The following is a 26,209-nucleotide window of genomic DNA, read 5'->3' as shown; positions in this document are numbered from 1 at the left end:
GGCGGCATCGCCCGCCGGCAGCCTTCCAGCCCTCTTGGAGATCACCATGACGCGCATCACCCGCCGCACAGCCCTTGGTTACGCCGCCGGCAGCGCCGGCACTCTGCTGCTTCCGCGCTTTGCGATCGGCCAGGCCGACAACAGGCCGTCGATCACCATCGCGGTTCAGAAGGTCTCGAATTCCAACACGCTCGACGTGCTGCGCGAGCAATCCAATGTCGGCGAGCGGATCTTCTTCTCGTCCTTGTGGGAAGGCCTGATCGGCCGCAACTGGACCGGCAAGCTCGAGGCCGTTCCGTCGCTGGCGACCGACTGGAAGCGGATCGACGACAAGACCATCGAGCTGAATCTCCGCCGCGGCGTCAAATTCCACAATGGCGACGAGATGACCGCCGAGGATGTCGCCTTCTCCTTCGGCAAGGAGCGCATGTTCGGCGAGAGCCAGCCTTCGGCGGGAACCACCATCTCGATTACCGAGCAGGCGCCGAACAGCCGGTCGGGCAAGGATTTGCCGCCGGAGATCCCGGCGGTCGCGCGGCGCGGCTGGCCGGCTCTCCTCGGCGTGCAGATCGTCGACAAATATACCGTCCGCTTCGTCAACGGCACGCCGGATGTGACGCTGGAGGGGCGCATCTCGCGTTATGGCAGCCAGATCATGAGCCGGCGCGATTGGGCCGAGTCGCAGTCCTATCTCGACTGGGCGCGCAAGCCGGTCACCACCGGGCCCTATCGGGTGGTGGAGTTCAAGGCCGACAATGTGCTGCTGCTCGAGGCGCATGACGACTATTGGGGCGGCCGGCCGCCGCTGAAGCGCATTCGCTTCCTGGAAATCCCGGAGGTCGCATCGCGCATCAACGGCCTGTTGTCCGGCGAGTTTCAGTTCGCCTGCGACATTCCGCCCGATCAGATCGAGCACATCGAAAAGAACCGCGCCTTCGAGGTTCAGGGCGGCACCATCCTCAATCACCGCCTCACCGTTTTCGACAAGAACCATCCGCAGCTGGCCAATCCGCTGATCCGCCGCGCGATGACCCATGCGATCGATCGCGAGGCGATCGTCGCCGCCCTGTGGTCGGGCCGCACCGTCGTGCCGCGCGGCCTGCAGTGGGACTATTACGCCGACATGCTGGTCGCCGACTGGAAGGTGCCGGACTTCGATGTCAAGCTGGCCCGCGATCTGGTCAAGCAAGCCGGCTACAAGGGCGATCCGATCCCCTATCGGCTGCTCAACAACTATTATACCAATCAATCGGCGACGGCCCAGGTGCTGGTCGAGATGTGGCGCGAAGCCGGCCTCAACATCGAGATCCAGATGAAGGAAAACTGGGCGCAGATTCTCGAAAAGACCCCGACGCGCGCGGTCCGCGACTGGTCGAATTCGGCGCCGTTCAACGATCCCGTCTCATCGCTTGTGGCGCAGCATGGCCCCAACGGCCAGCAGCAGCAGGTTGGCGAGTGGACCAATGCCGAGATGAACGGGCTGTCGGTCAGGCTCGAGTCGAGCATGGACCGGGCCGAGCGCAAGCAGATGTTCCGGCGGATGCTGGAAATCTGCGAGCGTGAAGATCCCGCCTATACCGTGCTGCATCAGAACGCGACGTTCACCGGCAAGCCGAAGTCGCTCCAGTGGAAGGCCTCGCCGGCCTTCGCGATGGACTTCACCAACGGCAATTGGGGCGGGCGGAGCTGAACCCGCAGGCGACCGTGACATGCCTTAGAGCCCGGTCCGGGAAATTCGCATGGCGCCAGAACTGTTTGGACACGGGCCCCCTGGCGGGGCCCGTGAGCCGCCTCTTTTTCTGATGTCTTGAGGAAATAATATATAAAATCAATCGATTAGACCGTGCCTTGGCCGCACGGAGATGCAATCGGGTCACTCCATTGGAACCAAACGCGGCGTTCGACGTTGTTTGCGCTGAGCGTGCGATCTCGAAGAGGCAGGTCGCTCCGGAGGCACTCCATGGATACCACCACACTCCTCATCATCATTCTTGCCATTGTTCTGCTGGGCGGCGGCTGGTTCGGCCGTGGGCGCTGGTACTGATCCGCGGTCCGACGATCGGCCGGTCGGTGATTGCAGGCGTTCGTCGGACAACATCGGCAGGCCATGAGAGGCGACCGGTCGGGGGCGGTCGCTGTCCGGAAAACATGGAATATTCGCGTCACTGGCATAAGGCTTCCCGCAGCCTGCCGCGCTGCTGAGCAGCCGCGGCCGCCAGACAACCGGACAAAGCCAAGGCATGCCCGAAATCGTCATCAAGTCCGAAGGTCAAAAAGTCGCTGAAGCAGGCGTCGAGAGCTTTCGCAAAGACCTTGGTCCGTTCGTCGTCGCGGCCGAAACGACACGCATGGCGATGCTTTTTACGGATGCGGGCGTGACCGGCAATCCGATCATTTTTGCCAATGATGCCTTTCTCGATCTGACCGGCTACGCCCGCCAGGAAGTGCTCGGCCAGAGCTTCAACTTCCTGATGGCGCGTGGCACCGATCCCGATTCACTGGGGCGCATCGAAGCCGCCTTCGCGGGCAACCGGGTCGGCGGTTCGGAAATTTCCTATCGCCGCAAGGATGGCAGCCTGTTCTGGTCGGCGATCCTGATCAGCCCGGTTCGGGACGAAAGCGGTGACGTCGTTCAGCATTTCGCCTCCTTCGTCGACCTGACCGATCACAAGCGGGAGCAGGCCCAGTCCAAGATGCTCATCGACGAATTGAACCATCGCGTGAAGAATACCCTTGCGACGGTTCAGTCGATCGTCTCGCAGGCCTTGCGGAATACCTCGGATCCGGCCGTGATCCGGGAAGCCATCGAGTCGCGCCTCTTCGCGCTCTCCCGGTCGCACGATCTGTTGACCCGCGAGAACTGGGAAGGTGCGGGACTGCTCGACCTGGTCAAGGCGGCCCTTGAGCCGTTCGGGGTGGCCAATGGCCGGTCGGAGCGCTTTGTCATCACCGGCAGGAATATCCGCGTCACGCCGAAGGTTGCGCTTGCTCTCGGGATCGCGTTCCACGAGCTCGCCACCAATGCGGTGAAATACGGCGCGTTCTCCAACAAGGCCGGGTCGGTCCTGATCTCATGGAAGACCAAGCCGTCGCCGGAGGGCGACCGGCTTGTCCTGCGCTGGCAGGAGAAGGATGGCCCGCCTGTGGCGCTGCCGTCCCGGAAAGGGTTCGGTTCGCGGGTGATCGAGCGCGGTCTGGTTCACGAACTGGAGGGCACGGTTGATCTCGCCTACCGGACGGACGGCGCCGTCTGCACGATCGACTTTCCCGCACCGATCGGCGCGCGTCATGGATAAGGTGCTCGCCGGTCGGCGTGTCCTCGTCGTCGAGGACGAGATGCTGGTCCTCATCATGATCGAAGACATGCTGGCCGACCTTGGATGTGAGTCGGTGCTGGCTGCCGCTTCGGTTCACCAGGCCCTTGCCTTGATCGATGCGCACACGTTCGACGTCGCCATGCTGGATATGAACCTGAGCGGCGACAAGACCTATGCCGTGGCCGACGCGCTGGCCGCGCATGGCGTGCCGTTCGTTTTCTCGACCGGCTACAGCCAGCACGGCATGAGAGACGGCTACCGCGACCGGCCGCTTCTGACCAAGCCATTCATGGAGAAGGAACTGGGCGACATCCTGGCCCGTCTGCTCGCTCCGGGATCGACCGGTCACGTCCGGTCCGCCTCGTGACGGAGCTGCGGATCGAGGCCATCGATCCAGGCTCGGCGATCGATCCGGGCGAAGGCGACGTCGCCCGGAATTGTCTTGATCATGCCGGTCTCCCCCGGCCGATCGCCGATGCTCCCGGCTAGGCCGCCGCCTGCTCGGAGAGCCGGTCGAGCTCGCGGCTGACCAGACCATAATATGGGCCCTGATTGCGCATCAGGGTTTCCGGCGCGCCGTCCTCGATCAGCTTGCCGCCTTGCAGCACCAGGATCCTGTCGAAATTGCGCAAGGTCGACAGGCGATGCGCGATGGTGATCACGGTGCGGCCCGCCATCAGGCTTTCCAGGGCCTCGCGGATCGCTTCTTCCGCCTCGCTGTCGAGCGCCGAGGTGGCCTCGTCGAGAATGAGCAGAGGCGCGTTTTTCAGGAAGGCCCGGGCAATGGCGATCCGCTGGCGCTGGCCACCCGACAGCTTGACGCCGCGGTCTCCCACCATCGTGTCGAGGCCCTGCGGCAGGTTCTCGATGAAGGGCCGGCAGCGCGCCGCGACCGCCGCCTGCCAGACCTCCTCGTCGGTTGCGTCCGGCCGGCCGTAGCGGATGTTTTCCAACAGGGTGCGATTGAGCAGCGTCGTGTCCTGCGGCACGATGGCGATGGCATTGCGCAGGCTTGTCTCGGTTGCCCGCGCGATATCGTGCCCGTCGATCAGCACGCGCCCGTCCTGGACGCGATAAAAGTGCTGCAGCAGGGCAACGAGCGTCGACTTGCCGCCGCCGGAACGGCCGACAAGGCCGACACGCTGGCCGGGCGCGATATCGACGCTGAAACCGTCGAAGACCTGTTTGCCGCTCGGATAGCGGAACGAGACGTTTTCGAAGGTGACGCGCGCGCCATTGGGCACCAGCGTCGAGGCCTCGGGATGATCGCCCAATTCGTGAGGTGACAGCAGGGTCGCGAGCGCTTCCGACAGGCGCGCCATATGCTGGGTGACGTCGACCAGGGCGACCGCGAGATCGCGGGTGGCGCTGAGCACCGACAGGCCAAGCGTGCAGACCAGCACGACGTCGCCGGCGGTTGCCTGCTTTGACTGCCAGAGCAGGATCGCCCAGGCGAGCAGGCCGAGCATCATGGCGACGACGACCAGCGCATGGGTCAGCCTGAGCTTCTCCAGATAGAGCAGGCTGCGCCGGCGCGCGCTCATTTCCCGGGCCACCGTCGTATCGAAACGGGAATGTTCCCGGGCGATGCCGCCGAACGCCCGGACCAGCGCCATATTGCCGATCACGTCGACCATTTCGCCGTCGACCGCGGCCGCCTTCCTGGCAAAGTCATGATGCAGCGGGCGCCCGGCCGCCGCGATGCGCACCATGACGATCATCATGACGGCGGCGATGACGACGAGCACCGCCGCCATGGTGACATTGACCATGGCGAGAAAGGCGATCGAGCCGATGGTCGCGACGCAGGGTGGCAGGACGTTCCAGACGAACATGTTCTCGATCTGGAAGACCGCATTGGAGGTCGCGGTGATGCGGCTGGTCAGCACGCCCGGCAGGCGTTCGAGAAAATAGCCCGGCGCATGGCCGGTGAGATGGCGGAACAGTTCCGACCTGACGTCGCCGGTGACGTTGACGAAGGTCGAGCTGGCGACCCAGCTGGCGACCCGCCACAGCAGATTGTCGGCGGCGACGAAGCTGACGAGGATGACGAAGGCGAGCCAGGGGCCGCTGCCTTGTCCCGGCGCCTGGGACAGCGTGTCGACCAGAAGTTTGACACCGTATTGGGTGCTGACCGAACAGGCGACCGCGCCGAGCACGGCCACCAGGATGACGCCGTGGGCCAGCGGGCGGCGCGCGATATAGCGCGCGAGAAGCGCCAGCGGCCGGTCTCGGTAACGCGAAAAATCCTGGTTCAATGGTCAATGCACCTTCTGTCCCGAACGATGGGTCTCGGATCGTCCCCCTGATGCGCGCGGGACAGTTTGCGAAGAAATTCGCGTGGCAGCAGCGTCCATAACACCGTCGCAATGTGATGCATTTTGGGCGGGCCTCGATCGGGCAGTCATGCCTTCGGGATATGGCCCGGCCGAGGCCTGGCCCCCGAACGAGGAGATGTCGTTTGATCAGGATTGCGCAAATCGCTCCGCTGACCGAAGCCGTTCCGCCGACCCTTTATGGTGGCACCGAACGGGTCATTTCCTGGCTGACCGAAGAATTGGTCGCGCTCGGGCAGGACGTCACGCTGTTCGCCAGCGGAGATTCGATCACCTCGGCCAAGCTCGAACCGATCTGGCCGCGCGCCCTGCGTCTCGACGGCACCGTGCGCGATCCGAACGCCCTGCATATGATGATGATCGAACAGGTCTGCCGGCGGTCCCACGAATTCGACCTGCTGCATTTTCACCTCGACTATTATCCCTTTTCGCTGGCATCGCGGCAGCCGACGCCGTTCATCACGACGCTGCATGGGCGGCTCGACCTGCCCGAGCATCAACCGGTCTTCGCGACCTATTCCGCCATTCCCCTCGTCTCGATTTCGAATGCGCAGCGCCGGCCGATCCCCCGGGCCAACTGGGTCGCGACGACCCATCACGGACTGCCCGCGGATCTGTTGCGACCGCAACCGGTACGCCCGTCCTATCTCGCCTTTCTCGGCCGGATCTCGCCGGAGAAGCGTGTCGACCGGGCGATCCGCATCGCCCGGCGCTGCGGCATCCCGCTGAAGATCGCCGCCAAGGTCGACCGTGCCGACCAGGACTATTTCGACGAGACGATCCGCCCGCTGCTTGCCGGGGCCGAGGTGGAGTTCATCGGCGAAATCGGCGATGGCCAGAAGTCGGAATTCCTGAGCGGCGCGATCGCCCTGCTCATGCCGATCGACTGGCCCGAGCCGTTCGGCCTGGTGATGATCGAGGCCATGGCCTGCGGCACGCCGGTGGTCGCCTTCAACCGCGGATCCGTGCCGGAAATCATCGAAGACGGCGTCACCGGCTTCGTGGTGGAGGACGAAGCCAGTGCCGCCGGCGCGGTCCATGCCGCGGCGGCGCTGTCACGCGGCACGGTCCGCCGGCGCTTCGAGGAGCGGTTCACCGCGCGCCGCATGGCGCAGGATTATCTGCAGGTCTATCACGGCCTGATCGACCACCGGCGCAGCCAGCCGCGCCTGGTGAAGGCCTAGGCCTGCGCTGGCCCCCAGCCACCGACCGGCGCGCAGCAACCACATTTGACGCGCTTCCTTGCGGTGCTAGCCTTGCCGGCGAAGCTTGATCGCGCCGCCACCCACGGCGCTCACCACAAGGACGCAAGCCATGAATGTTGCGTCATCGACAATCGTCCCGACCGAGGCGGTGTCCTCCGAAGGCGTCGTCGCGGCTGGTGTCTATGTCGATGGCCGGCGTGTCGCCAGCATTGCCATAGACGAGGCGAGCAGCTGGCGCGGCCGGCCGGGCCATGTCGTCTGGATCGGGCTGCACGAGCCGAGCCTGGCGGTGCTGACCAGCGTGCAGCGGCAGTTCCATCTGCACGACCTGGCGATCGAGGATGCCGATCACGCCCACCAGCGGCCGAAGATCGAGCAATATGGCGACGGCCTGTTCATCGTGGCGCGGACCGCCCAATTGGTTGGTGGCAGCATCGCCTTCGGCGAAACCCATCTGTTCGTCGGCGAGGGTTACCTGGTCTCGGTGCGCCACGGCGCCTCGACCTCCTATGCGCCGGTGCGCGAGCGCTGCGAAAGCTGCCCGCGGGCGCTGGCGCGCGGCGAGGACTACATCCTCTACGCGATCCTCGATTTCATCGTCGACAACTACTCGCCGGTGCTCGAGACCATCCAGGAGGAGGTCGAGACGATGGAGGCGCTGGTGCTGGCCAACGGCATGGGACGGGCCCAGATCGAACGGCTCTATCTGCTCAGGCGCGACCTCTTGCGCCTGCGCAATGCCGTCGGCCCGCTGGTCGAGGTCTGCCGCCGGCTCGAGCACGACAACCTGGCCATGGTGCGCGCGTCCATGCAGCCGCTGTTTCGCGACGTCACCGATCACGTCAAGACGATCCAGGAACAGATCGATTCGCTGCGCGAGGTGCTGGCTTTCGCCTTCGAGGCGAGCCTGCTGGTCGGCCAGGCGCAGGAAACCGCGGTCTCCAAGAAGCTCGCCTCCTGGCTCGCCATCATCGCCGTGCCGACCGCCATCGCCGGGATTTACGGCATGAACTTCAAGCACATGCCGGAGCTGCACTGGGAGTACGGCTACTACATGGTGGTCGGTATCATCGCCACCACCTGCTCGGTGCTGTTCTGGCGCTTCCGCCGCGCCGGCTGGCTGTAAGGGCAGGGTGCGTCTCGGCGCGGTATCACCGCCCGGTCCAGTGCGCCTCGCGCTTGTCCAGGAAGGACGCGACCCCTTCGGCATAGTCCTCGCCGGTCATGGCGAGCAGATATTGGTCGCGGTCGAGGCCGCTCGCCGCCTGCGCCAGGGCATTGGCATAGAGGTCGATACCCTGTTTGCACATGCGCACCGAGACCGGCGGCAGGCTTGCCGCGCGTGTGGCGAAGGAGGTCGCGACGGCGACCGCCTGGCCGTCATCGGCGATCTCGTCGGCCAGGCCCCATGATACCGCGCGTTCGGCATCGATGCGTTCGGCCAGGACGGCGATGCGCTTGGCCTTTGCCGGGCCGACCAGGTTGACCAGCCGCGGCAGCGAGCCCCAGCTCATGTTCATGCCGCGCTCGATCTCCGGCACATAGAGGGTGGCGCCGCGGCCGACCACGCGCAGGTCGAGCGAGACGGCGAGCGCCACACCGCCGCCGACGCACCAGCCCTCGATCGCCGCGACGGTGAAAGCTTCGATCTCGGCCCAGGCGCGGCACATGCGCGGGCCGATCGAGATGAGCTCGCGCCGCTCGGCAAGGCCGACATCGAGCCGGCCGCCGGCGGCCTTCAGATCGAAGCCGAGCGAGAACCGGTCGGCCCGCCCGCCGAGCACGATCGCCGTCACGTCGCGGTCCCGCTGCAGCCCGGCCGCGCAGTCGTGCAGCGCCTGCATGACCTCGATCGACAGGGCATTGGCCGGCGTTCCCGTGTCGAACACGACATGGGCCAGGCGGCCGTTGCCGGACCTGGTCACGGCGACAGGATTGTCTCCCATGGATGGCGTTCTCCCGATCGAAATGGTCGGTGCCGATGAGAGGCCGTCGGGGCGATGAACGCAAGCGCGGGCCATCGCAGGCCTGGTCGCCGCCTGGCGCGGTCAGACCGCGGTCGGCGAGGGCGACGCGAACGTGGCGTGGGTGATCGAGACCGTCGTACCCTGCGGGTCCATCAGGACACCGACGCCGGCGCCGAGCTGGCGCGCCAGCGCTTCGATGATGCTGGTGCCCAGCCCGGGACTGGTCTTGTCCGGATGGCCGATCGGCCGGCCAATGCCATTGTCGGATACCGACAGCCGCCAGTTCGGTTCGGCCGAATCGTAAGCGACGACCACGCGGCCGTCGACCTGTTCGCTCGGAAAGGCATGTTTCAGCGCATTGATCACCAGTTCGGTGACGATCAGGCCGAGGCTGACGGCCTGGCTGGACGAGGCGGTGCCACGCTCGACCTGCACCTTCAGCGCGATGGTGCGGGTGTCGCCGATCATCGACGCGGCGAGGGTTTCGCACAGCCGGGTCAGATAGGGGCCGAGCTCGATCAGGTCGCCGGTCTTCGATTGCTGGAGCTGCTGCTGCATGGTCGCGACCGACATGACCCGCTGATGGGCATCCTGCAGATGCCGTCGCGTCTCCTCCGATTGCACCGTCCGCGCCTTGAGCAACAGGATGCTGGCGATGATCTGCAGGCTGTTGGCGACGCGGTGCTGCATCTCTTCCAGCAGCGTCTCCTTCTGTTGCAGAAGGTCGATCATTTCCCGCTCGGCCGCGCGCCGTTCGGTGACATCCTCGAAGGCGAGCAGGATCGTCGTGTGGGTGTTGTCCCGGTAGAACAGCTTGCGGGCGTTCAGCAGCATGGTCCGCCGCCCGATCGCGGAAAAGTCCCGGGTGACCTCATAGGCCTCCATCACGGTGTGCTGGCGGATGATGCTGTCCAGCAGCGCCCGAAGCTCGGGAATGTCCCACTGGCCGTCGCCCAGCGCATGGACCGGCCGGCCCTGGACGTCCTGCCGGTTGACCCGGAAGATCTTGTAGAAGGACCGGCTGGCGAGCACGACGCGCAGGTCCCTGTCGAGCACCAGCAAGGGTTCGCGGATCGTATCGACGATGGCCTGGGCCAGCGCCCGGCCTTCGTCGATTTCGACGAGTGACTGATCGATCGGCGCGGCCAGCGATGCCTCGGGCCACGGGTGGCCGGTGAACGGTTCAAGTGACATGGCGCTTCCCTTTTGGGGGCACCGGGAAACAAGCCTGCGGTTGGCGCTATCGCCGGGGGCTTTGAGCCGGGCACAAGGCGCATGGATGCGCCTGCCTGGCACTCGTCAGGCTAGCCGCCAGACCGGCTCCGAGTCTGTATAAAATTGCTCACCTTTGCCGGCCTGCGGCACCAGCAGCGCCCGTCGTTCCGGTGCCAATCCGCCGTTCGGGCCAGGCGTTACCAGCCCCGGCCCCAGCGGCCGCCCCAGCCGCGGCGCCATCCGCCGCCGCCGCCACGAATGAGCTTGATCGCCACCAGCAGCAGCAAGGCGCCGACGGTGGCGTTGACGATCGCGGCGACGAGCCCGACGCCAAGGTGGATGCCGAGGCGGGGCAGAACCCAGCTGCCGATGAGCGCGCCGACGACGCCAATGAGCAGGTCGCCGACAATGCCGAAACCGGTGCCTTGCACGATCTGGCCGGCCAGCCAGCCGGCGATAATGCCGACCACGATGATGATGAGCAGACTTTCACCCGACATGGCACCCTCCCTCAGATCTCGACGGAACGGGACACGCCCATGGAGCGCCGACAGCATAGCTCCGCCGGCCGCGCGCGGTCTGTGCACTATTGCTCACCCGATCGGTCAAATTCGATCCATGGGCGAGCTAACCGCACCGGCAGTCTGCGCCTGTCAGCGCGGCTCCTGGTCCGTGTCCGGTCCGCTCTTGATCTGCGGCTGGTCGTGCAGGATCACGTTCAACAGCGAACTGTGCACCTCGATGCCGCCATTATATTCGATGAAGCCGAGCTTGCGGAACTTGTTCATGAAAAAGCTGACGCGCGAGCGCGTCGTGCCGATCATCTCGGCGAGCGTTTCCTGGCTGATCTTGGCGATCACCGGCTCGGGCTTGCCTTCCTTGCCGAAATTCGCCAGCAGCAGAAGCAGCCGCGCCAGGCGCTTCTCGCTCGAATTGAACAGCTGATCGATCAGGTCCTCTTCGACCCGGATGGTGCGGGTCAGGAGATGCGCGATGAACAGTTCGGAGAAGGCGGGCTCGTCGTGAAGCACCCGGATGATCGCGGCCTTCTCCAGCCGCACGATGACACATTCGGCCAGCGCCGCGACGGTGGCGATGCGCCGCGTCTGGCCGGCCAGGCAACCCTCGCCGACAAAATCACTCGTCCCCAGCATGGCGACGACCGCTTCCTTGCCTTGCTCGGAAATGACGGTGACCTTGACCTTGCCCTTCTGGATGTAGAACACGGAGTCGGCCGGGTCGCCTTGGGTGAAGACGACCTGATCCTTGTGATATTTGCCAATGCTGCGCCCCTCGCCGACCTTGGCGAGAAAAGCTTTTGCGTCGAATGGCGGCTTGGCTTTGATCGCTATGGGACGACGTCCTTCATCGACACCTGGAGACGCCGGTTCGGCTGCTCCAGGACAGGTGCGATCTTATCACAAGGCGGCGCGGCGATCGTCAACGAACACATCGCCTGCGTGAGCCAAACGGCGTGCCCTCGATCAGGATCGCGGCCCGCGATCTACCGCTCTTCCGGCCGCGCGGTCTGGTCAATATTGCACAGACCGCGCGGATCAATCGTGCCTAGATTCGTGACATCGCGGCGTCGCCGGGGTGTCCGATGTCTGAGCCAGAGCCTGATGGTCGGCTGACGGTCGATCCGCGTCAGTGGTCGCGCCTGCTGACCCGCTATCGCGAGCCGAGCAGCCTGCGCAGCGTTATCGAGATCGCCATCACGGCGGTGCCGCTGGTCGTCCTCTGGGTGCTCATGTGGGCCGCGCTCGGCGACGGCTATTGGCTTGGCTTCGCGCTCGCCGTGCCGGCCGCCGGCTTCCTCGTCCGGCTGTTCATGATCCAGCACGACTGCAGCCACGGATCCTTCTTCCGCCAGCGCCTCGCCAATGACTGGGTCGGACGCGTCATCGGCGTCATCACCCTGACGCCTTATGGCTTCTGGCGGCGCACCCATACGCTGCACCACGCGAGTTCGGGCAATCTCGATCATCGCGGCATCGGCGATGTCGCGACCCTGACGGTGGCCGAATTCCAGACCCTGCCGCCATGGCGCCGGCTCGGCTACCGGCTGTACCGGCACCCCCTTGTCATGTTCGGCATCGGTCCGGCCTATCTGTTCATCCTGCAGCACCGGCTGCCGGTCGGCCTGATGGCGCGTGGCTGGCAGCCCTGGCTCAGCACGATGGGGACCAACCTCGCCATTGCGCTGGTGGTGGCGGCGATGATCCGGCTGATCGGCCTTGGTCCGTTCCTGCTGGTGCAACTGCCGATCACGCTGATCGCGGCATCGATCGGCGTCTGGCTGTTCTATGTCCAGCACCAGTTCGAGGACACGTTCTGGGCCCATGATGCCGGCTGGAGTTTTCACGAGGCGGCGCTGCACGGCAGCTCGCATTACGACCTGCCGGCGGTGCTGCGCTGGTTCACCGCCAATATCGGCATGCATCATGTCCATCATCTCTGCAGCCGGATCCCCTACTACCGGCTGCCGCAGGTGCTGCGCGATTATCCGCAACTGGTCGCGGTCGGCCGGCTGACCCTGCCGCAAAGCCTGCGCTGCGTGCGCATGGTGCTGTGGGACGAGCAGGCGCGGCGGCTCATCGCCTTTGGCGACATGCCGATGGCGGGCCGGTGAGGTTTGGTCCGGTCCATGCGGATGGCTCGTTTCGCCCTCACGTCCTGGCATTGACCCAGACGACCCGGGCCTCGCCCTGGCCGGCATTGGCGAAGCGGTGCGGCCGCGAGCTTTCGAACCGGAAGCTGTCGCCGGTCTTGAGTGTCCAGCTGCGCGCGTCGACGGTCAGCGTGATCGCGCCTTCCAGCACCAGGCCAGCCTCTTCGCCGAGATGGCTGTAGGGCTCCGTGCCGGTCGAGGCGCCGGGCGCCAGGATGATCAGAAAGACGTTCAGCGCGGCGTCGGGGCCGTCAGGGGTCAGCAATTGCTTGACGATGCCCGAGCGCCAGAGCTGCAGGACGCTGCGCTGGTCGGCATGGACGACGATGGTGCCGGCCTCCTCGGAGGGCGCGCGTGCTTCGAACAGGCCGGCGATCGGCAATCCCAGCGCGTCGGCGAGCGAGGCCAGCGCCTTCAGCGAGGGTGACGACAGGCCACGCTCGATCTGGCTGACGAAGCCGATCGACAGGTTGGCCGCGGTTGCCACCGTCTCCAGCGACAGGCCCTTGGCCTGGCGCAGCGCGCGGATGCGCGCGCCCACCTCGCGGTCGACCGTCGCTGGCAGGGGCAGGACCGAACTTGGCATGACGGGCATTCCGAGGACTGTGCTGTTCTATTTCATATTGGTGAAATCAGCTTGCAAGCAAGCCCGGATCGTGCACAGATTTTCATGACAATGAAAATTCCGGCAGAAGCCGTCTCAAGGGGAAGAGCCATGAAACGTCGCACATTCCTGACCGCAGCCGGCGCCGGTCTCGCCGCCGCCGCCATTCGCCCGTCCTATGCGCAGACCCAGACCCTGCGTGTCGGTTCGACGCCGACAGGCATTCCTTTCACCTTCCTCGACACCGCGACCAATACCATCCAGGGCATCATGGTCGACCTGATCACCGAGGTCGGCAAGGACGCGGGCTTCAACGTCAATGTCGAGCCGATGCAGTTCTCGGCGCTGATCGGCGCGCTGACCTCCAACCGCATCGACATCATCTCGGCCGCCATGTTCGCCACCGCCGCGCGCAAGGAGGTCATCGACTTTTCCGACACCGTCTACACCTATGGCGAAGGCCTGCTGGTGCCGAAATCCGACAGCACCAATTATACCGGGCTGGCCGAGCTCAAGGGCAAGGTCGCCGGCGTCCAGGTCGGCACCGCCTTCGTCGAGCCGTTGAAGGCCGCGGGCGTGTTCTCGGAAGTCCGCATCTACGAGACCATCCCCGACATCATGCGCGACGTGAACAATGGCCGGCTCGGCGCCGGCTTCGCCGACTTCCCGATCGCCGCCTATAATCTGCAGCTCGGCCGCTTCCCCGAAGTGCGGCTGGTGCGCAGCTACAAGCCGACCATTCCGGGCTCGGTCGCCTTCGGCGTGCGCAAGACCGACGGCGAGCTGCTCAAGCGGCTGAACACGTCGCTCGGCAAGCTGCAGGCCAACGGCACGGTCAAGCGCGTGCTGGCGAAATGGGGCCAGGAATAAGCTTTAGCCGCCGAGGTTGAACATGCGGGGGCCGGCGTCGCGGTCCCTGCCTTCACCATGGCCATGACGGCGGGGCGACAAGCGCCGCCTCGTTTCCGCCTTGCGACCAGGGTCGTCCATGCAGAGCTTCATCCGGCAAGCCACGGAATTCCTGCCGATCCTCGCCCAGGGCGTCTGGATGACCATTGTCGTCACGGCCGGCTCGCTCGTGCTGTCGACCCTGCTCGGCCTGGTCTGGGCGCTGATGCGGGTGTCGGGCATCAGGCCGCTGGCAATGACCGCAGCCGCCATCGTCAACGTCATCCGCGGCATTCCGATCATCGTGCAGCTGTTCTGGATCTATTTCGTGCTGCCGGATCTCGGCATCACGCTGACCGCGCTGCAGGCGGCGATCATCGGGCTTGGCGTCGCCTATTCGGCCTATCACTCGGAGAATTTCCGCGCCGGCATCGAGGCGGTCGACCCCGGCCAGGTCGAGGCGGCGCAGACCATCGGCATGGGCTGGTGGATGACCATGCGCCGGGTGGTGCTGCCGCAGGCGTTCAAGATCATCCTGCCGCCCTACGGCAACATCATGGTGATGATGCTGAAGGATTCCTCGCAGGCCTCGACCATCACGGTGGCCGAACTCGCCCAGCAGGGCCGGCTGATCGCCGCCTCGACCTTCCAGAACAGCACGGTCTTCACGCTGGTCGCCATGCTCTACCTGGTGATGTGCCTGCCGCTCATCGGCCTGGTGTCCTGGCTCGAGAAGCGGTTCGGACGGAAATAGCGCCATGTCCATGATCGAACTGATCGACGTCCAGAAAAGCTTTGGGCAGAACCATGTGGTGCGGGGTTTCACGGCGCGCGTCGACAAGGGCGAGGTGGTCTGCATTATCGGCCCGTCGGGCTCGGGCAAATCGACCATCCTGCGCTGCATGAACGGGCTGGAGAGCTATGACGCCGGCACCATCACGGTGGAGGGCCTGACGGTCGATCGGACCAAGCGCACGATCCAGGCGATCCGCCAGCAGGTCTCCATGGTGTTCCAGCGCTTCAACCTGTTTCCGCACCGCACCGCGCTGGAAAACGTCATCGAGGGACCGATCTTCGTCAAGGGCGAGGCGCCGCAGGCGGCGGCCGAACGGGGCAGGGCGCTGCTCGCCCGCGTCGGGCTCGCCGACAAGGAGGCGGCCTATCCGGCCCAGCTCTCGGGTGGCCAGCAGCAGCGGGTGGCGATCGCCCGCGCACTCGCCATGCAACCCAAGGCGATCCTGTTCGACGAGCCGACCTCGGCGCTCGATCCCGAACTGGTCGGCGAGGTCTTGAGCGTGATGCGCAGCCTCGCCGACGAGGGGCTGACCATGGTGGTGGTCACCCATGAGATGGGCTTTGCCCGCGAGGTCGCCGATCGCGTCATCTTCATCGACGGCGGCGTGATCGTCGAACAGGGCCCGGCCGAGGACGTGCTCGGCAGCCCGAAGGAAGCGCGCACGCAGGACTTTCTGCGCCGCGTGCTGCGTCCGATCTGAAGGAACATCCATTTGGCCGTACCGTTTCCGCTTGCTCCGTCACTCTGGGCCACGACCGCGCCGGCGGCAGCCCCGACACCACCGCTCGACCAGTCGATCGAGACCGGGATCTGCATCATCGGCGGCGGTTACGCGGGATTGTCGACGGCGCTCAGGCTGGCCGAGCGCGGCATCGGCGCGGTCGTGCTGGAATCGCGCGAGCCGGGCTGGGGCGCCTCGGGCCGCAATGGCGGCCAGGTCATTCCCGGCATCAAATATGACCCGAGCGAGCTGATCGCCAAATATGGCGCGACCGCCGGCGAGGCGCTGATCCGTTTCGTCGGGTCGACCGCCGACCGGGTGTTCGAGCTGATCGCCCGCCACCAGATGGATGTGCCGTTTGTCCGCGCCGGCTGGATCCAGGGTGCGCACACGCCGGCCATGGTCGAGACGGTGAAGCGGCGGGCCGGCGAATGGGCCGAGCGCGGCGTTGCCGCCCGGCTGCTCGATCGCGACGCCATGCAGGAGGCGGTCGGCGCCCGGCAATATCTCGGCGGCTGGCAGGACGATCGCGCCGGCGCCATCCAGCCGCTCGCTTATGCCCGCGGCCTGGTCCGCGCCGCCTTGAAGGCGGGCGCCCAGGTCTATGGCGAGACCCGGGTCACCGGCATCATCAGGCGCGGTGAAGTGTTCGAGATCCGGACCACCCAGGGGCCGACCGTGACGGCACGCCGCGTCGTCGTCGCCACCGGCGGTTATGACGACGGCCTGATCCCGAAACTGCGCCAGACGGTGATCGCGCCGAATTCTTTCATCGCCGCCACCGAACCGCTCGGCGACAATATCGCCAGCACCATCCTGCCCGGCGGACAGGTGATTTCCGACACGCGTCAATTGCTGCTCTACTTCCGGCGCGACCACACCAACCGTTTCCTGATGGGCGGCCGCGGTCCGTTCCGGGAACCGAAATCGGACGCCGACTGGGGCCATCTGGAACGCGCCGCGGCCAGGATCTTCCCCCAGCTCGAAGGCGTGAGATTCGATCACCGCTGGTGCGGGCGGGTTGCGCTGACCCGTGATTTCCTGCCGCATATCCACGAGCCGGAGCCGGGACTGGTGGTCGATATCGGCTGCATGGGGCGCGGCGTCGGGCTGCAGACCGCCATGGGCGAGGCGCTGGCCGACTATGTCGCGACCGGCGACAAGGCGGCGCTGCCGTTTCCGGTGGTGCCGATCCAGCCGCTGCCGTTCCATGCGCTGCACAAGCTTTACGTTTCGGCGATCATCAACTGGTACCGCATGACCGATGGCGGACTGAAGACGTCTCAGTAATCAAGACGCAGGCGTGATGATATTTGATTGAATTTTGGACCTTTTCCCTTTCGGGAATGCCGGGTTTCGAGAAGAATAAATGAGCGGTTTTTCTGAGTTTGTGTTATGTTTATGACTTATCGAGATCGATTTTGATTTTGATATCCGAGGATTTCACGATGAAAACCCCCGATTGGTTGAAGCCGGGACTTTATGGCGCGGTTTGTGGTGCCGCAGCTCTGGCGATTGTCGGGTTCTCATGGGGTGGCTGGATGACCAAGGGCGGCGCCAGGCAGAACGCCTTCGACCGGTCGCAGACCGAGGTCGTCTCGGCGCTCGCGTCGATCTGCGCCGACCAGGCCAAGCGCGATCCGAAAAACGTCGAGCGGGTTGCGGCGCTCAAGGCGGCGTCGTCCTGGACCCGCGGCGACTTGGTCGTGCAGAACGGTTGGGCCACGATGCCCGGCAAGACCGAGGCGGATCGCATGGTGGCCAATGCCTGCGCGGATATCGTCGCCATCTGAGGCGCCGGATCGCCTCAGCCTGTTTGAATGTCGAGGGCGCGCGGCCCGGCGGCGGAAGCTGCCGGCCGCGGCGCTTTGCGTCGGCTCGGCCCGCCGTCGGCGCGCTTCCGTCCGTTTGCTGTAAAGGAACTGTCTGATGGCCACCGAAACCCGGCACGCGAGAAATCTGCTCGATCTGCGCGAGCGCTATGTCGAGAACCGCCGCCAGACCATCAGGGACATGCTGGCGGCTTTCGACGACCGGTCGCGCCGGTCGTCGCTGCAGGACAATCTCAAGCTGGTCGATGACCAGATCCGCATCATCGACGTGGCGGTCGCCGACGAGCGCAGGCTCGGCGAATTGCCGGTGGAGCTGGCGCCCTCGCTCGCCGGCGAGTGACAATCGCCGGCGACGTCAGCGATAGACGCTGGCGTCGTAGACGAGGCCGACGGTGCGGTCGCGCGGATCGGTCGCCGAAAGCGCGGTCCAGTCCTCGTCGGCCTCGAAGCCGACGTCGATGCCCTCGTTCCGATGCAGCGCGGTGACACGATAGGCGCCGCTGGCGGCCGAGCAGCCATTGGTCCGCAGGGCGGCGGTGAGTGCCGCCTGCTGGCGCGCCACGGGAGCGGAGCGACGCTTGGCCTCGGCGATGGCGGCAACCACTTTCATGGCGGCGGCAGGATCCGGGCAGACATGGCCGCGCCGGTCGCGGGCGGCAATCGTCAGCGCGCCATTGGGCGCATTGACCGCCAGCCAGCGGGCAAAGGGCGTGCGCGGATGCTGGTTGTTGCCTTGTTCGTTGACGAGGCCGGTGACCGCCTGGCCGTCCCGCGTGGTGCCGCGATAGAGCATATAGGTCGTCGGCTTGCCGAACTCGTCGATCGCGTGCCGCTCGACCACCTGGACGATCCGGATCGGCCCGGTGGGCTCGAGCCGGGCGCGGCAGCCGGTGGCGCGATAACCCGCCTCCATCCGGTTGTGCTTGAGATAATCGACCAGCATCTGGCGGGCGGCGGCTTCGGTCGGGCAGAGATAGGTGGCGTAGTCCTCGGCGATCTCGGCCTGCCGGGGCAGGCCCTGGGTCTGCCCGAGCGCCGGCGCGGCGAGCCACAGGGTCAGAAGGCCGAAGGCCGCCGCGAGAGATTTCATCGTCCGGTCCGATCCATGGCGTGTCGGTAGGCATGTGCCGGGCGAAGCGGGCGAAATCTGGGCGACCCTGGGGAAGGGGGCGGTGGCGCGCGCGGCCGAGGTGCTGCTCGAAAGGCGGCGGGCCGGACCGCGGCGACGCGCCGAAGGCATCAGGGCAGGGCGGCCGCCGTCGAACCCGGCTGCGGCGCGAGCGAACCGTCGGCCGGCAGGCCGGTGACGTCATAGGCCCAGACCCGGAAGGCTTTCAGGATGTGCGGGCCGAACGAATTGATCAGCGGGATGTCGGCGGCGTCGCGGCCGCGCGCGACCACGATCCGGCCGATGCGCGGAACGTTGTTGCGCGGGTCGAAGGTGACCCAGCCGCCGTCGAGGAAGACCTCGATCCAGGCGCTGAAATCCATCGGGTCGACGATCGGCACGCCAATATCGCCCAGGTAGCCGTTGACGTAGCGCGCCGGAATATTCATGCAGCGGCAGAGCGTGATGGCGAGATGGGCGTAGTCGCGGCAGACGCCGATGCGCTCGCCATAAGCCTCGAAAGCCGTGCGGGTCGAGCGCGCGTCGAGATAGCCGAACTTGATATGGCCGTGGACGAAATCGCAGATCGCCTGCACGCGCGTCCAGCCGGGTTTGACCCCACCGAACAGGTCCCAGGCGATCTGGCTGAGCTTGTCGGTCTCGCAATAGCGGCTGCCGAGAAGATAGACGAGGCAATCGTCCGGCAGCGCCGCGATCGCCACCTCCATGGCGGCCGGGTGGAGCGGGTCGTGGGCGCCGGACACTTCGATCGTGCCATCGCCCCACAGCGCCAGATCGCCGGCCGGCGCGACGAAGCGGCGGCAGCGGTTGCCGAACAGATCATGATAGACCGTGCTCGGTATCGGCGGCGTCGTGACCAGGGCTTCGGGCTTGCGGATATCCGCGGCCCGGTCGTCGTGGACGATCAGGAGACTAACCATCGGGGTCGGTTCGGCGCAGGTGACGGTGATGTCGTAGCCGTATCGGATCAGCATGACCGTACCACCCTCGTTCCAAGCGCCTGATCTCGACGATTCCGCTGCGGATCAGGCTGCGACGACCTTGGCCTTGGCCTTGCGTGCTGCCTTGGCCTTGTCGGCGCCGGCAGCCTTCTTGGCCGCGGCCTGTTCGATCGCCAATTGAGCGTCGACCGCTTCCTTGGCTTCGCGCAGGGCCTTCAGCCGCTGCATCTTGGCGCCGACCGCATCGCGGGTCGCCTGCTGGGCGGCAACGGTCTTGGCGGCGTCGCGCTTGCGCTGCTCGACGGTGTCGAAGCTCGATTGCGCCTTCTGCTTGATCTCGTCGACGGAGAGGCCTCGAAATACCATGGGTTCGGCTCCTGGCTGTTGTGACGCGGCGGTTGTTCCGCCTGCTGGATGAAGGACATGAAAGCGAGGGCCGCTGAGGTTGCGGCCCTCGCTGATAATGGTGGGCTCAGGCGCTCAGTAGCCCATGCCGGCCGGCGGACCGGCGGGCGCATCCTTGCCCGGCAGTTCGGCGATCATGGCGCCGGTGGTGATCAGCAGGCCGGCCACCGAGCCCGCGTCCTGCAGGGCGGTGCGCACCACCTTGGCCGGATCGATGATGCCGGCTTCGATCATGTTGACGTAGCGCTCGGTCTGGGCATCGAAACCGGCATTGGGATCATTGGCTTCGAGGAGCTTGCCGACCACGATCGACCCTTCGACGCCGGCATTCTCGACGATCTGGCGGATCGGCGCTTCGAGCGCACGCAGCACGATGGAAATGCCGGCCTGGGCGTCGGCATTTTCCCCCTTGAGCTTCGCGAGCGCGGCCTTGGCACGCAACAGCGCGACGCCGCCGCCGGGGACGATGCCTTCCTGGACCGCGGCGCGCGTCGCATTCAGCGCGTCGTCGATCCGGTCCTTCTTCTCCTTGACCTCGATCTCGGTCGCACCGCCGACGCGGATGACGGCGACGCCGCCGGACAGCTTGGCGAGGCGCTCCTGCAGCTTTTCCTTGTCATAGTCCGAGGTGGTCTCCTCGATCTGCGACTTGATCTGGCCGATGCGGGCGTCGATGTCTTTCTTCTTGCCGGCGCCGTCGACGATGGTGGTGGTTTCCTTGTCGATCATCACGCGCTTGGCCCGGCCGAGCATGTCGAGCGTGACATTCTCGAGCTTGATGCCGAGGTCTTCCGAGATGACCTGGCCGCCGGTCAGCGCCGCGATGTCCTCGAGCATCGCCTTGCGGCGATCGCCGAAGCCCGGCGCCTTGACGGCCGCCACCTTCAGGCCGCCGCGCAGCTTGTTGACCACCAGGGTGGCGATGGCCTCGCCTTCGACATCCTCGGAAATGATCAGCAGCGCCTTGCCGGACTGCACCACCGCTTCGAGCACCGGCAGCAGCGGCTGCAGGCCGGTCAGCTTCTTCTCGTGGATCAGCAGGTAGGGATCGTCGAGATCCACCGACATCTTCTCGGCATTGGTGATGAAATAGGGCGAGAGATAACCGCGGTCGAACTGCATGCCCTCGACGACGTCGAGCTCGGTCTCGGCGCTCTTGGCCTCCTCGACCGTGATGACGCCCTCGTTGCCGACCTTCTTCATCGCCTTGGCGATCATGTCGCCGACGCTCTTGTCGCCATTGGCGGCGATGGTGCCGACCTGGGCGATCTCCTGCGACGACTGAACCTTCTTGGCGCGCCCTTCGATATCCTTGACCACGGCCAGGACGGCCTGGTCGACGCCACGCTTCAGGTCCATCGGGTTCATGCCGGCGGCCACCAGCTTGGTGCCCTCGCGGATGATCGAGGCGGCGAGAACGGTGGCGGTGGTGGTGCCATCGCCGGCCAGGTCATTGGTCTTCGAGGCCACTTCGCGCACCATCTGCGCGCCCATGTTCTCGAAGCGGTCGGCGAGCTCGATCTCCTTGGCGACGGTGACGCCGTCCTTGGTGATGCGCGGCGCGCCATAGGAGCGCTCGATGATGACGTTGCGGCCCTTCGGACCGAGCGTGACCTTGACGGCGTTGTTGAGGATCTCGACGCCGCGCAACATGCGGTCGGTCGCGTCGTTTGAGAATTTAACGTCCTTGGCGGCCACGGTTCGGTACTCCAGATTATCTGTTCAAATGGGCGGTAAAAACGAGGGATCGGAAAGGCTTGAGCTGATCAGCGGATGCCTTGGCCTGTTTCGGGTTGGCATGGCCTGGACATCTGTCCGGCTCATGAAACGAAAAGGCGTCGGCGCCCGGTCCGGACTTAAGGTTCGACTATTCGCTTGGGGCAGCGCGACATCGCCGGCTTGCGATGGCGCGCGCCGCGGTCGCCCAGGATGCCGGGTCCGGCCATGATCGAGGGCGCCCGTACATCTCCTTCTCCGCACCCGGGATGGCAATCCCACCCCTGGATCCGGACGCTGCTGTCGCGGCGTGGAAACGATCGGGGCTGATGCGGGCGGAATATCGCGCCGGTTCTTTCTGGTTGGGCACGAGAACCTGTTGGCTCAATATACAGGCTTTGGCACTCTAATGATAGGAGTGACAGAACATATTCCTTCACTGGTTTTTCCAGTTTCGGCAAAATTCGCGGCAAAGATGAGCCTTTCTTCGCAGAAATCATGATCTGATAAATTATTGAAGGTGCTGCGACATAAACCCGGTTTTGCTCGCGAAATACATTTCGCTGGGGCCGGTTTGACGATAATCTGGTGGTGGTTGCGATGCGCTTCGCGCGGCGGCCGGCGGTCACCGGGGAGTGGTCGGGGCAGGCCGTGCCGCATCGGCTCCGGACGGATGGCGGTTCTGCAATGGTTGAGAAGACCACGGATCTCGACGGGCGCCGCGGCATGGCGGCGCAGAAGGCCACCGAGCTGCGCCGGCTGCGCATCGAGGTCGAGAACGACCAGGCGGCCTTGCGCGCCCGTCAGGCTTCGCTGGAGAAATCGCTTGCCGCGGCACCCTCGGCCGGCTGGGCCGAGGCCGTGGAGAAGGCCCGCTATCTGATCGGCCTGTTCGCCGAAACGCTGGCCGCCGACGATCCCCGGCGCCAGCTTCTGATCAAGTCGCTGCTCGCCGATTTCGACCGGCTCCTGGCCGCGCAGGGCCCGGACAATGACGACCACGCGGGCGAATGAACGTCAGACCCGCAGCTTCTTTCAGGTGACCCGGTCGCGGCTCGGCCCGTAAGCCGCATGAGCGGCCGACACGATGTTTTCAGTCAGGATTTCCATGGCGCGCGAGACGATCTACGTCGTCCAGGCATATCACGCCGGCAAGCGGGGCGGCCTGAAGGCCGATACCCCGATCCCCTGCCGGTCGGCGGAGGCGGCGCGCAGAGCCGCCGAGCGGCTGGCGCCTTCGCGACTGGGGGTCGTCGCCTTCACCACGTCGGGCGATGCCGAGATGGGCGATTACGACGACGAGCCGAAGATCATCTTCAAGGCCGGCTCCTTGCCGCCGCCATTCGACGACGCCTGACGGCGCGGCCCCCTAGCGGCGCCGCAGCACGGCTGCGGCCCGCCGGGTCTCAGGCTATTTCTTTTTGGCGTTGGCGGCTTCCATCGCCTTCTTCTGAACCGCGGCGAAGCTGCTCACCGCCACCGGCTCCGGGGCTTTCGCCTTTTTCGGTTTCTTGGCTTCGCGATTGCCTTTTTTGTCGCCTCTGGCCATGGCCATTCTCCGTTTTGGGTGAAGTCAGATGTCTGAGGCGGCGAGACGGTAGGAGCTCTGCCGGCCGCGGCCATAAGCGACGCCGGCGGCGGCCTGGATGCGGCCGCGGTTCGCGTCGAACACGCCGAGCAGCGAGGATTCATCGCCACGGATATCCGGGTTGAGCCTGCGCAGGGCGTCCTCGCCAATATGGAAGGTGAATTCGAAAGTGGAATCATAACCCCAGAACGACACGCTGCGACGCGCCGCATCGAAGCTGCGACTGGCATTCGGGAAAGAGATGGACATCGGTGATCCCTTCATACGGTGGTGGCCGTGACGGGCGGCGGTCAGATGGCTGCGTCGATATCCTGCACCAGCGCCCGGTCGAAATCGGCGCGATCGATCGCAACATGTTGCGTGATCGCCTGGGATGCCGCGATCGCGGGGAGGTGCAAACGGGTGGCGACGCGCCGATAGGCGAGCCGCGATATGCCTTCGATCAATTCTTCATCCGTGTCGACGATATACTGACCAGAGGGCTGGATCTCGTCAATATTGCTCAATTTGAACGGTTTTGTAAAAGTGAAAGTCTCACTTGTCGTTCGGATCGTCACGGTATTACACCCCGGATGAACCACGTGGATTCGTCTCTTATATGGCGTTCTCAAGCCAAAATATTAGTCCAAAGTTGCGTTTTATTTTTGACGGACAAGAAAAAGCGCAGGCTGCGCGACGTATCGAGGCGTTGCGAAGGACAAGGGTCTTTGTGAGCCTGGCATCGACGCCAAAGGGCCAAAAGCACAGGTGAATCAACCCTCTCCCAAAGGCAGAGGGTGCCGGCGTAGCCGGCGGGTGAGGGGTCGTCCATGTCCGGATGCGGTGGCCCGGCCGGTGCGCAAGCCGTTGACCGGGGCGGTCTCGTCAATCACCGCCGCCGCCGCCATCACCTCCTCCGTCACCGCCGCCGCCAGATGACGAACTGCCGGACGAATCGCCGCCAAACCAGCCACTGGTCCAAAAACCACCTGAGCTGCCGCTGCCAAAGCCGCCGCTGGTCTGAAAGCCGTCCGCGCTGCCGCTGCCGAACCCGCCGCTGGTCTGAAAGCCGTCCAAGCTGCCGCTGCCGAAACTGCCGCTCGTCGAGACGTCCGCATTGCCAGGGGCGCCCGTTGCCTCGGAGCCGCGCCTGGTCGACGGCGGACCTTCGCAGGGGTGCCAGGTCCACCAGTAATCGCTCCAGTCCGGCCCAGTCCTTCGATCCCGCGTTTGATCGGCCGGCCGGTCGAGCCGGAGGCTCTCGATCGCCACGACCAGCGTCGTATCGTCGATGTCTCCCGCTATGAATTCATCGACCTTGTCGGCGGCAAATGGATCGTAGATCGAGCTCGACGTGTGCAAGCCACGCTCGATGATCTTGGCGCGACCGGCGCGCAGCCGGTCGGTCTGCTGCTCGACTTTGGCCATTTCGGCGCGGGCGGCGGCAATGTCCTGCGCCAGGGTCTTGGCGGCAGTGCGCGCCTCAGCGACATCGCGGGCGGCCTGTGCGCGACCCGGGTCGCTGGCTTCGGCGCCGAACGCGTCCAGCGTCGCCCGGGGATAAAGCGCCATCTGCGCGGCGATGAGGCTGCCGATTTCGCTGGCGACCTTGCCCAGCCTGGCCTGGGCGGCGGCGAGCTGGCGCCGTTCGGCAGCGAAATCCGATCGGACCAGATTCAACTCGCAAACCTTTGCGGTCAGCTTCGCCTTGCACTCGGCCGCGTCGCGGTCGGCCATCTTCACGGGCGGCATGAAGGCGTGCCAACGCCCATTTTCGGCGGCCACGGCGGCTTCGAGCAGGCGCTTGGCCGCCACCTCCCTGCCGGCGAGATCGTCGCCAGAGGCGGTGATCCGGTCGTACTGCGCCTTCATCGCGCGGTAGCCGATGCGGCGCGCGACCCATGCGTCGAACCGGCGGGTCAACCACCAGCCTTTTGCTGCCGGCGTGTCGTAGCCGCGCCGCTTCAGATAGCTGAACAACCGCTCATCCCGGTGGAACGGACCGAGCAGGCTTTCACGACGGTCTTCATGCCACTGCCGCTCCGCACGCGCTGCCTCGAAGGCCTGGCCGGCCTGAGCCACGTGGCGTTTGAGTTCGATCATTGCGGCGTCGAGCCCGATCTCGGCCTCGATGTCCGCTCTTGTTCGCAAGGCCGTCGCCCTGGCGCTCTGGTAACGCGTCTCCAGGGCGAGCTTCTCGCCGAACAACGCGCGCTCGCGTGTCGTCAGCCGGTCGATCGATGCCGTGGCCTCCTCGACCTCCCGCGCCCGGTTCTTTCGGGTTTCGGCGTCGATCTCCGCGATCCGCGCCAGGCCGCCGGCGCGCGACCTGTCGCTGGCCGCGGCGGAAGCGAGAGATCGCAACGCGCGGGCTTGCTTGTTGTCCTGTCGGCGCAGATCCGCCTCGAGCCGGGCGCGCTTCTTTGAGGATTCACTGATACCGAGATCGAGCTCGAGGAAGGCGATTTCGATCTTGCGGGTGAGGTCGCGCCCCGTGGTCATAATCTGGTCCTAGCGGCCGGATTCTGGGGGTGGAAAGACAATGGTGCCATCGGGCTCGACCCCGGCGCGCCATTGGGTGGTCAACCTGCCGGCGACCTTGGTGCCGATCACGCGGTTCTGGATTGTGCGGCTTGTGCGGTATTCGGCCTGGATCTGATCATGGGGCGCGCGGTTGACGCGCCGGGCGTGCCGCGAGGCAAGGACGGTCCTGCCGGTTTCTCTGCCGGTCAACGAGATCGCCCGGCTCCGGCCGTCCGGGCCGATCGCGTCGACGACGAGATAGGCGACGAGGCGCTCGCGCAGGGGAACATGTTGAGGGAGGTTTTCGAAGCGCAACAGGATCGCCCCTGGGTGATCCGCGGATGCCTCGTCTGAAAGACTGGGCACTGACGTCATC

General features: G+C 65.6%; 29 protein-coding genes. 14 read left to right on the top strand and 15 right to left on the bottom strand.

Going from position 1 to position 26,209, the window contains the following annotated elements:
• Window positions 1–46: 46 nt before the first annotated feature.
• The 3 genes from E8M01_RS03470 (at window position 47) to E8M01_RS03460 (ending at window position 3,684) form a co-directional block, all read left to right on the top strand.
• Window positions 47–1,690, top strand: coding sequence for an ABC transporter substrate-binding protein (locus tag E8M01_RS03470; RefSeq protein WP_136958836.1), 1,644 nt, complete (start codon window positions 47–49; stop codon window positions 1,688–1,690).
• Between the two features lie 550 nt (window positions 1,691–2,240).
• Window positions 2,241–3,296, top strand: coding sequence for an HWE histidine kinase domain-containing protein (locus E8M01_RS03465; RefSeq protein ID WP_136958835.1), 1,056 nt, complete (start codon window positions 2,241–2,243; stop codon window positions 3,294–3,296).
• The gene (locus E8M01_RS03460; protein ID WP_136958834.1) at window positions 3,289–3,684 is read left to right on the top strand and encodes a response regulator; all 396 of its coding nucleotides are present in this window, start codon (window positions 3,289–3,291) and stop codon (window positions 3,682–3,684) included. The genes E8M01_RS03465 and E8M01_RS03460 overlap by 8 nt, the downstream gene beginning before the upstream one ends.
• Before the next feature lie 118 nt (window positions 3,685–3,802).
• Here E8M01_RS03460 and E8M01_RS03455 read toward each other — a convergent pair whose 3' ends face one another.
• Complete coding sequence (locus E8M01_RS03455; protein ID WP_136958833.1) at window positions 3,803–5,575, bottom strand: ABC transporter ATP-binding protein; 1,773 nt, start codon at window positions 5,573–5,575, stop codon at window positions 3,803–3,805.
• A gap of 206 nt (window positions 5,576–5,781) precedes the next feature.
• Between E8M01_RS03455 and E8M01_RS03450 the strand changes: the two genes are divergently transcribed.
• Both E8M01_RS03450 and E8M01_RS03445 read left to right on the top strand, forming a co-directional pair.
• Window positions 5,782–6,837 (top strand): glycosyltransferase family 4 protein, encoded by a 1,056-nt coding sequence (locus E8M01_RS03450; RefSeq protein ID WP_170182204.1) that lies wholly within the window; start codon window positions 5,782–5,784, stop codon window positions 6,835–6,837.
• A gap of 130 nt (window positions 6,838–6,967) precedes the next feature.
• Window positions 6,968–7,984, top strand: coding sequence for a magnesium and cobalt transport protein CorA (locus tag E8M01_RS03445; RefSeq protein WP_136958831.1), 1,017 nt, complete (start codon window positions 6,968–6,970; stop codon window positions 7,982–7,984).
• 25 nt (window positions 7,985–8,009) lie between these two features.
• Here E8M01_RS03445 and E8M01_RS03440 read toward each other — a convergent pair whose 3' ends face one another.
• From E8M01_RS03440 to E8M01_RS03425, 4 genes are all read right to left on the bottom strand, one after another.
• On the bottom strand, window positions 8,010–8,804 hold the full coding sequence (locus E8M01_RS03440; protein ID WP_136958830.1) for an enoyl-CoA hydratase/isomerase family protein: 795 nt from the start codon (window positions 8,802–8,804) through the stop codon (window positions 8,010–8,012).
• Window positions 8,805–8,906: 102 nt separating this feature from the next.
• On the bottom strand, window positions 8,907–10,019 hold the full coding sequence (locus E8M01_RS03435; protein ID WP_136958829.1) for a sensor histidine kinase: 1,113 nt from the start codon (window positions 10,017–10,019) through the stop codon (window positions 8,907–8,909).
• Window positions 10,020–10,237: 218 nt separating this feature from the next.
• Window positions 10,238–10,540 (bottom strand): GlsB/YeaQ/YmgE family stress response membrane protein, encoded by a 303-nt coding sequence (locus E8M01_RS03430; RefSeq protein ID WP_136958828.1) that lies wholly within the window; start codon window positions 10,538–10,540, stop codon window positions 10,238–10,240.
• Between the two features lie 153 nt (window positions 10,541–10,693).
• Entirely contained in the window at window positions 10,694–11,392 is a 699-nt protein-coding gene (locus E8M01_RS03425) for a Crp/Fnr family transcriptional regulator (protein WP_136958827.1), read from the bottom strand.
• Between the two features lie 251 nt (window positions 11,393–11,643).
• Between E8M01_RS03425 and E8M01_RS03420 the strand changes: the two genes are divergently transcribed.
• Entirely contained in the window at window positions 11,644–12,672 is a 1,029-nt protein-coding gene (locus tag E8M01_RS03420) for a fatty acid desaturase (protein ID WP_136958826.1), read from the top strand.
• A 37-nt stretch (window positions 12,673–12,709) separates the two neighbouring features.
• Here the strand turns inward: E8M01_RS03420 and E8M01_RS03415 are convergent, their stop codons facing one another.
• A complete protein-coding gene (locus tag E8M01_RS03415) occupies window positions 12,710–13,297 on the bottom strand; it encodes a helix-turn-helix domain-containing protein (protein WP_342778669.1) in 588 nt (195 codons plus the stop codon).
• 129 nt (window positions 13,298–13,426) lie between these two features.
• On the opposite strand from E8M01_RS03415, the gene E8M01_RS03410 reads away from it, so the two are divergent.
• From E8M01_RS03410 to E8M01_RS03385, 6 genes are all read left to right on the top strand, one after another.
• Window positions 13,427–14,185: an ABC transporter substrate-binding protein gene (locus E8M01_RS03410; protein WP_136958824.1), complete on the top strand. Its 759-nt coding sequence runs from the start codon at window positions 13,427–13,429 to the stop codon at window positions 14,183–14,185.
• Between the two features lie 118 nt (window positions 14,186–14,303).
• Window positions 14,304–14,957: an amino acid ABC transporter permease gene (locus E8M01_RS03405; RefSeq protein WP_136958823.1), complete on the top strand. Its 654-nt coding sequence runs from the start codon at window positions 14,304–14,306 to the stop codon at window positions 14,955–14,957.
• A gap of 10 nt (window positions 14,958–14,967) precedes the next feature.
• The gene (locus tag E8M01_RS03400) at window positions 14,968–15,699 is read left to right on the top strand and encodes an amino acid ABC transporter ATP-binding protein (protein ID WP_136964428.1); all 732 of its coding nucleotides are present in this window, start codon (window positions 14,968–14,970) and stop codon (window positions 15,697–15,699) included.
• A gap of 12 nt (window positions 15,700–15,711) precedes the next feature.
• Window positions 15,712–17,010, top strand: a complete 1,299-nt coding sequence (locus E8M01_RS03395) for an NAD(P)/FAD-dependent oxidoreductase (RefSeq protein WP_136958822.1) — start codon at window positions 15,712–15,714, stop codon at window positions 17,008–17,010.
• Between the two features lie 158 nt (window positions 17,011–17,168).
• Window positions 17,169–17,513, top strand: a complete 345-nt coding sequence (locus E8M01_RS03390; protein ID WP_136958821.1) for a hypothetical protein — start codon at window positions 17,169–17,171, stop codon at window positions 17,511–17,513.
• A gap of 136 nt (window positions 17,514–17,649) precedes the next feature.
• Window positions 17,650–17,892, top strand: coding sequence for a hypothetical protein (locus tag E8M01_RS03385; protein WP_136958820.1), 243 nt, complete (start codon window positions 17,650–17,652; stop codon window positions 17,890–17,892).
• Window positions 17,893–17,907: 15 nt separating this feature from the next.
• On the opposite strand, the gene E8M01_RS03380 is transcribed toward E8M01_RS03385, so the two are convergent.
• From E8M01_RS03380 to groL, 4 genes are all read right to left on the bottom strand, one after another.
• Window positions 17,908–18,642, bottom strand: coding sequence for a hypothetical protein (locus tag E8M01_RS03380; protein ID WP_136958819.1), 735 nt, complete (start codon window positions 18,640–18,642; stop codon window positions 17,908–17,910).
• Window positions 18,643–18,791: 149 nt separating this feature from the next.
• Complete coding sequence (locus tag E8M01_RS03375; protein ID WP_136958818.1) at window positions 18,792–19,655, bottom strand: transglutaminase-like domain-containing protein; 864 nt, start codon at window positions 19,653–19,655, stop codon at window positions 18,792–18,794.
• Window positions 19,656–19,706: 51 nt separating this feature from the next.
• Window positions 19,707–19,988 carry a hypothetical protein gene (locus E8M01_RS03370; protein WP_136958817.1) on the bottom strand — a complete coding sequence of 94 codons (282 nt, stop codon included), beginning with the start codon at window positions 19,986–19,988 and terminating at the stop codon, window positions 19,707–19,709.
• 114 nt (window positions 19,989–20,102) lie between these two features.
• The gene (gene groL, locus E8M01_RS03365; protein WP_136958816.1) at window positions 20,103–21,725 is read right to left on the bottom strand and encodes a chaperonin GroEL; all 1,623 of its coding nucleotides are present in this window, start codon (window positions 21,723–21,725) and stop codon (window positions 20,103–20,105) included.
• 705 nt (window positions 21,726–22,430) lie between these two features.
• On the opposite strand from groL, the gene E8M01_RS03360 reads away from it, so the two are divergent.
• Window positions 22,431–22,757 carry a hypothetical protein gene (locus E8M01_RS03360; protein WP_136958815.1) on the top strand — a complete coding sequence of 109 codons (327 nt, stop codon included), beginning with the start codon at window positions 22,431–22,433 and terminating at the stop codon, window positions 22,755–22,757.
• A gap of 73 nt (window positions 22,758–22,830) precedes the next feature.
• Window positions 22,831–23,100 carry a hypothetical protein gene (locus E8M01_RS03355; RefSeq protein WP_246088583.1) on the top strand — a complete coding sequence of 90 codons (270 nt, stop codon included), beginning with the start codon at window positions 22,831–22,833 and terminating at the stop codon, window positions 23,098–23,100.
• A 54-nt stretch (window positions 23,101–23,154) separates the two neighbouring features.
• On the opposite strand, the gene E8M01_RS34955 is transcribed toward E8M01_RS03355, so the two are convergent.
• The 5 genes from E8M01_RS34955 to E8M01_RS03335 all read right to left on the bottom strand — a co-directional run bounded on the left by E8M01_RS34955 (window position 23,155) and on the right by E8M01_RS03335 (window position 26,199).
• Window positions 23,155–23,292: a hypothetical protein gene (locus E8M01_RS34955; protein WP_170181754.1), complete on the bottom strand. Its 138-nt coding sequence runs from the start codon at window positions 23,290–23,292 to the stop codon at window positions 23,155–23,157.
• 24 nt (window positions 23,293–23,316) lie between these two features.
• Window positions 23,317–23,580, bottom strand: coding sequence for a DUF1488 family protein (locus tag E8M01_RS03350; protein ID WP_136958814.1), 264 nt, complete (start codon window positions 23,578–23,580; stop codon window positions 23,317–23,319).
• A gap of 41 nt (window positions 23,581–23,621) precedes the next feature.
• A complete protein-coding gene (locus E8M01_RS03345; RefSeq protein WP_136958813.1) occupies window positions 23,622–23,888 on the bottom strand; it encodes a hypothetical protein in 267 nt (88 codons plus the stop codon).
• 307 nt (window positions 23,889–24,195) lie between these two features.
• Window positions 24,196–25,812 carry a coiled-coil domain-containing protein gene (locus tag E8M01_RS03340; protein WP_136958812.1) on the bottom strand — a complete coding sequence of 539 codons (1,617 nt, stop codon included), beginning with the start codon at window positions 25,810–25,812 and terminating at the stop codon, window positions 24,196–24,198.
• A gap of 9 nt (window positions 25,813–25,821) precedes the next feature.
• Entirely contained in the window at window positions 25,822–26,199 is a 378-nt protein-coding gene (locus E8M01_RS03335; RefSeq protein WP_136958811.1) for a DUF6384 family protein, read from the bottom strand.
• Window positions 26,200–26,209 lie beyond the last annotated feature (10 nt).

The sequence above is a fragment of the Phreatobacter stygius genome, assembly GCF_005144885.1.
Taxonomy (GTDB): domain Bacteria; phylum Pseudomonadota; class Alphaproteobacteria; order Rhizobiales; family Phreatobacteraceae; genus Phreatobacter; species Phreatobacter stygius.
This window is presented reverse-complemented; position numbering and strand designations above follow the sequence as displayed.

Excerpts from the sequence above, each read along its gene's own strand:
- E8M01_RS03470 (WP_136958836.1), top strand. The coding sequence starts at position 47 with ATGACGCGCATCACCCGCCGCACAGCCCTTGGTTACGCCGCCGGCAGC.
- E8M01_RS03465 (WP_136958835.1), top strand. The coding sequence starts at position 2,241 with ATGCCCGAAATCGTCATCAAGTCCGAAGGTCAAAAAGTCGCTGAAGCA.
- E8M01_RS03460 (WP_136958834.1), top strand. The coding sequence starts at position 3,289 with ATGGATAAGGTGCTCGCCGGTCGGCGTGTCCTCGTCGTCGAGGACGAG.
- E8M01_RS03445 (WP_136958831.1), top strand. The coding sequence starts at position 6,968 with ATGAATGTTGCGTCATCGACAATCGTCCCGACCGAGGCGGTGTCCTCC.
- E8M01_RS03440 (WP_136958830.1), bottom strand. The coding sequence starts at position 8,804 with ATGGGAGACAATCCTGTCGCCGTGACCAGGTCCGGCAACGGCCGCCTG.
- E8M01_RS03435 (WP_136958829.1), bottom strand. The coding sequence starts at position 10,019 with ATGTCACTTGAACCGTTCACCGGCCACCCGTGGCCCGAGGCATCGCTG.
- E8M01_RS03430 (WP_136958828.1), bottom strand. The coding sequence starts at position 10,540 with ATGTCGGGTGAAAGTCTGCTCATCATCATCGTGGTCGGCATTATCGCC.
- E8M01_RS03420 (WP_136958826.1), top strand. The coding sequence starts at position 11,644 with ATGTCTGAGCCAGAGCCTGATGGTCGGCTGACGGTCGATCCGCGTCAG.
- E8M01_RS03415 (WP_342778669.1), bottom strand. The coding sequence starts at position 13,297 with ATGCCAAGTTCGGTCCTGCCCCTGCCAGCGACGGTCGACCGCGAGGTG.
- E8M01_RS03410 (WP_136958824.1), top strand. The coding sequence starts at position 13,427 with ATGAAACGTCGCACATTCCTGACCGCAGCCGGCGCCGGTCTCGCCGCC.
- E8M01_RS03405 (WP_136958823.1), top strand. The coding sequence starts at position 14,304 with ATGCAGAGCTTCATCCGGCAAGCCACGGAATTCCTGCCGATCCTCGCC.
- E8M01_RS03400 (WP_136964428.1), top strand. The coding sequence starts at position 14,968 with ATGATCGAACTGATCGACGTCCAGAAAAGCTTTGGGCAGAACCATGTG.
- E8M01_RS03390 (WP_136958821.1), top strand. The coding sequence starts at position 17,169 with ATGAAAACCCCCGATTGGTTGAAGCCGGGACTTTATGGCGCGGTTTGT.
- E8M01_RS03385 (WP_136958820.1), top strand. The coding sequence starts at position 17,650 with ATGGCCACCGAAACCCGGCACGCGAGAAATCTGCTCGATCTGCGCGAG.
- E8M01_RS03380 (WP_136958819.1), bottom strand. The coding sequence starts at position 18,642 with ATGAAATCTCTCGCGGCGGCCTTCGGCCTTCTGACCCTGTGGCTCGCC.
- E8M01_RS03375 (WP_136958818.1), bottom strand. The coding sequence starts at position 19,655 with ATGCTGATCCGATACGGCTACGACATCACCGTCACCTGCGCCGAACCG.
- E8M01_RS03370 (WP_136958817.1), bottom strand. The coding sequence starts at position 19,988 with ATGGTATTTCGAGGCCTCTCCGTCGACGAGATCAAGCAGAAGGCGCAA.
- E8M01_RS03360 (WP_136958815.1), top strand. The coding sequence starts at position 22,431 with ATGGTTGAGAAGACCACGGATCTCGACGGGCGCCGCGGCATGGCGGCG.
- E8M01_RS03355 (WP_246088583.1), top strand. The coding sequence starts at position 22,831 with ATGTTTTCAGTCAGGATTTCCATGGCGCGCGAGACGATCTACGTCGTC.
- E8M01_RS34955 (WP_170181754.1), bottom strand. The coding sequence starts at position 23,292 with ATGGCCAGAGGCGACAAAAAAGGCAATCGCGAAGCCAAGAAACCGAAA.
- E8M01_RS03350 (WP_136958814.1), bottom strand. The coding sequence starts at position 23,580 with ATGTCCATCTCTTTCCCGAATGCCAGTCGCAGCTTCGATGCGGCGCGT.
- E8M01_RS03340 (WP_136958812.1), bottom strand. The coding sequence starts at position 25,812 with ATGACCACGGGGCGCGACCTCACCCGCAAGATCGAAATCGCCTTCCTC.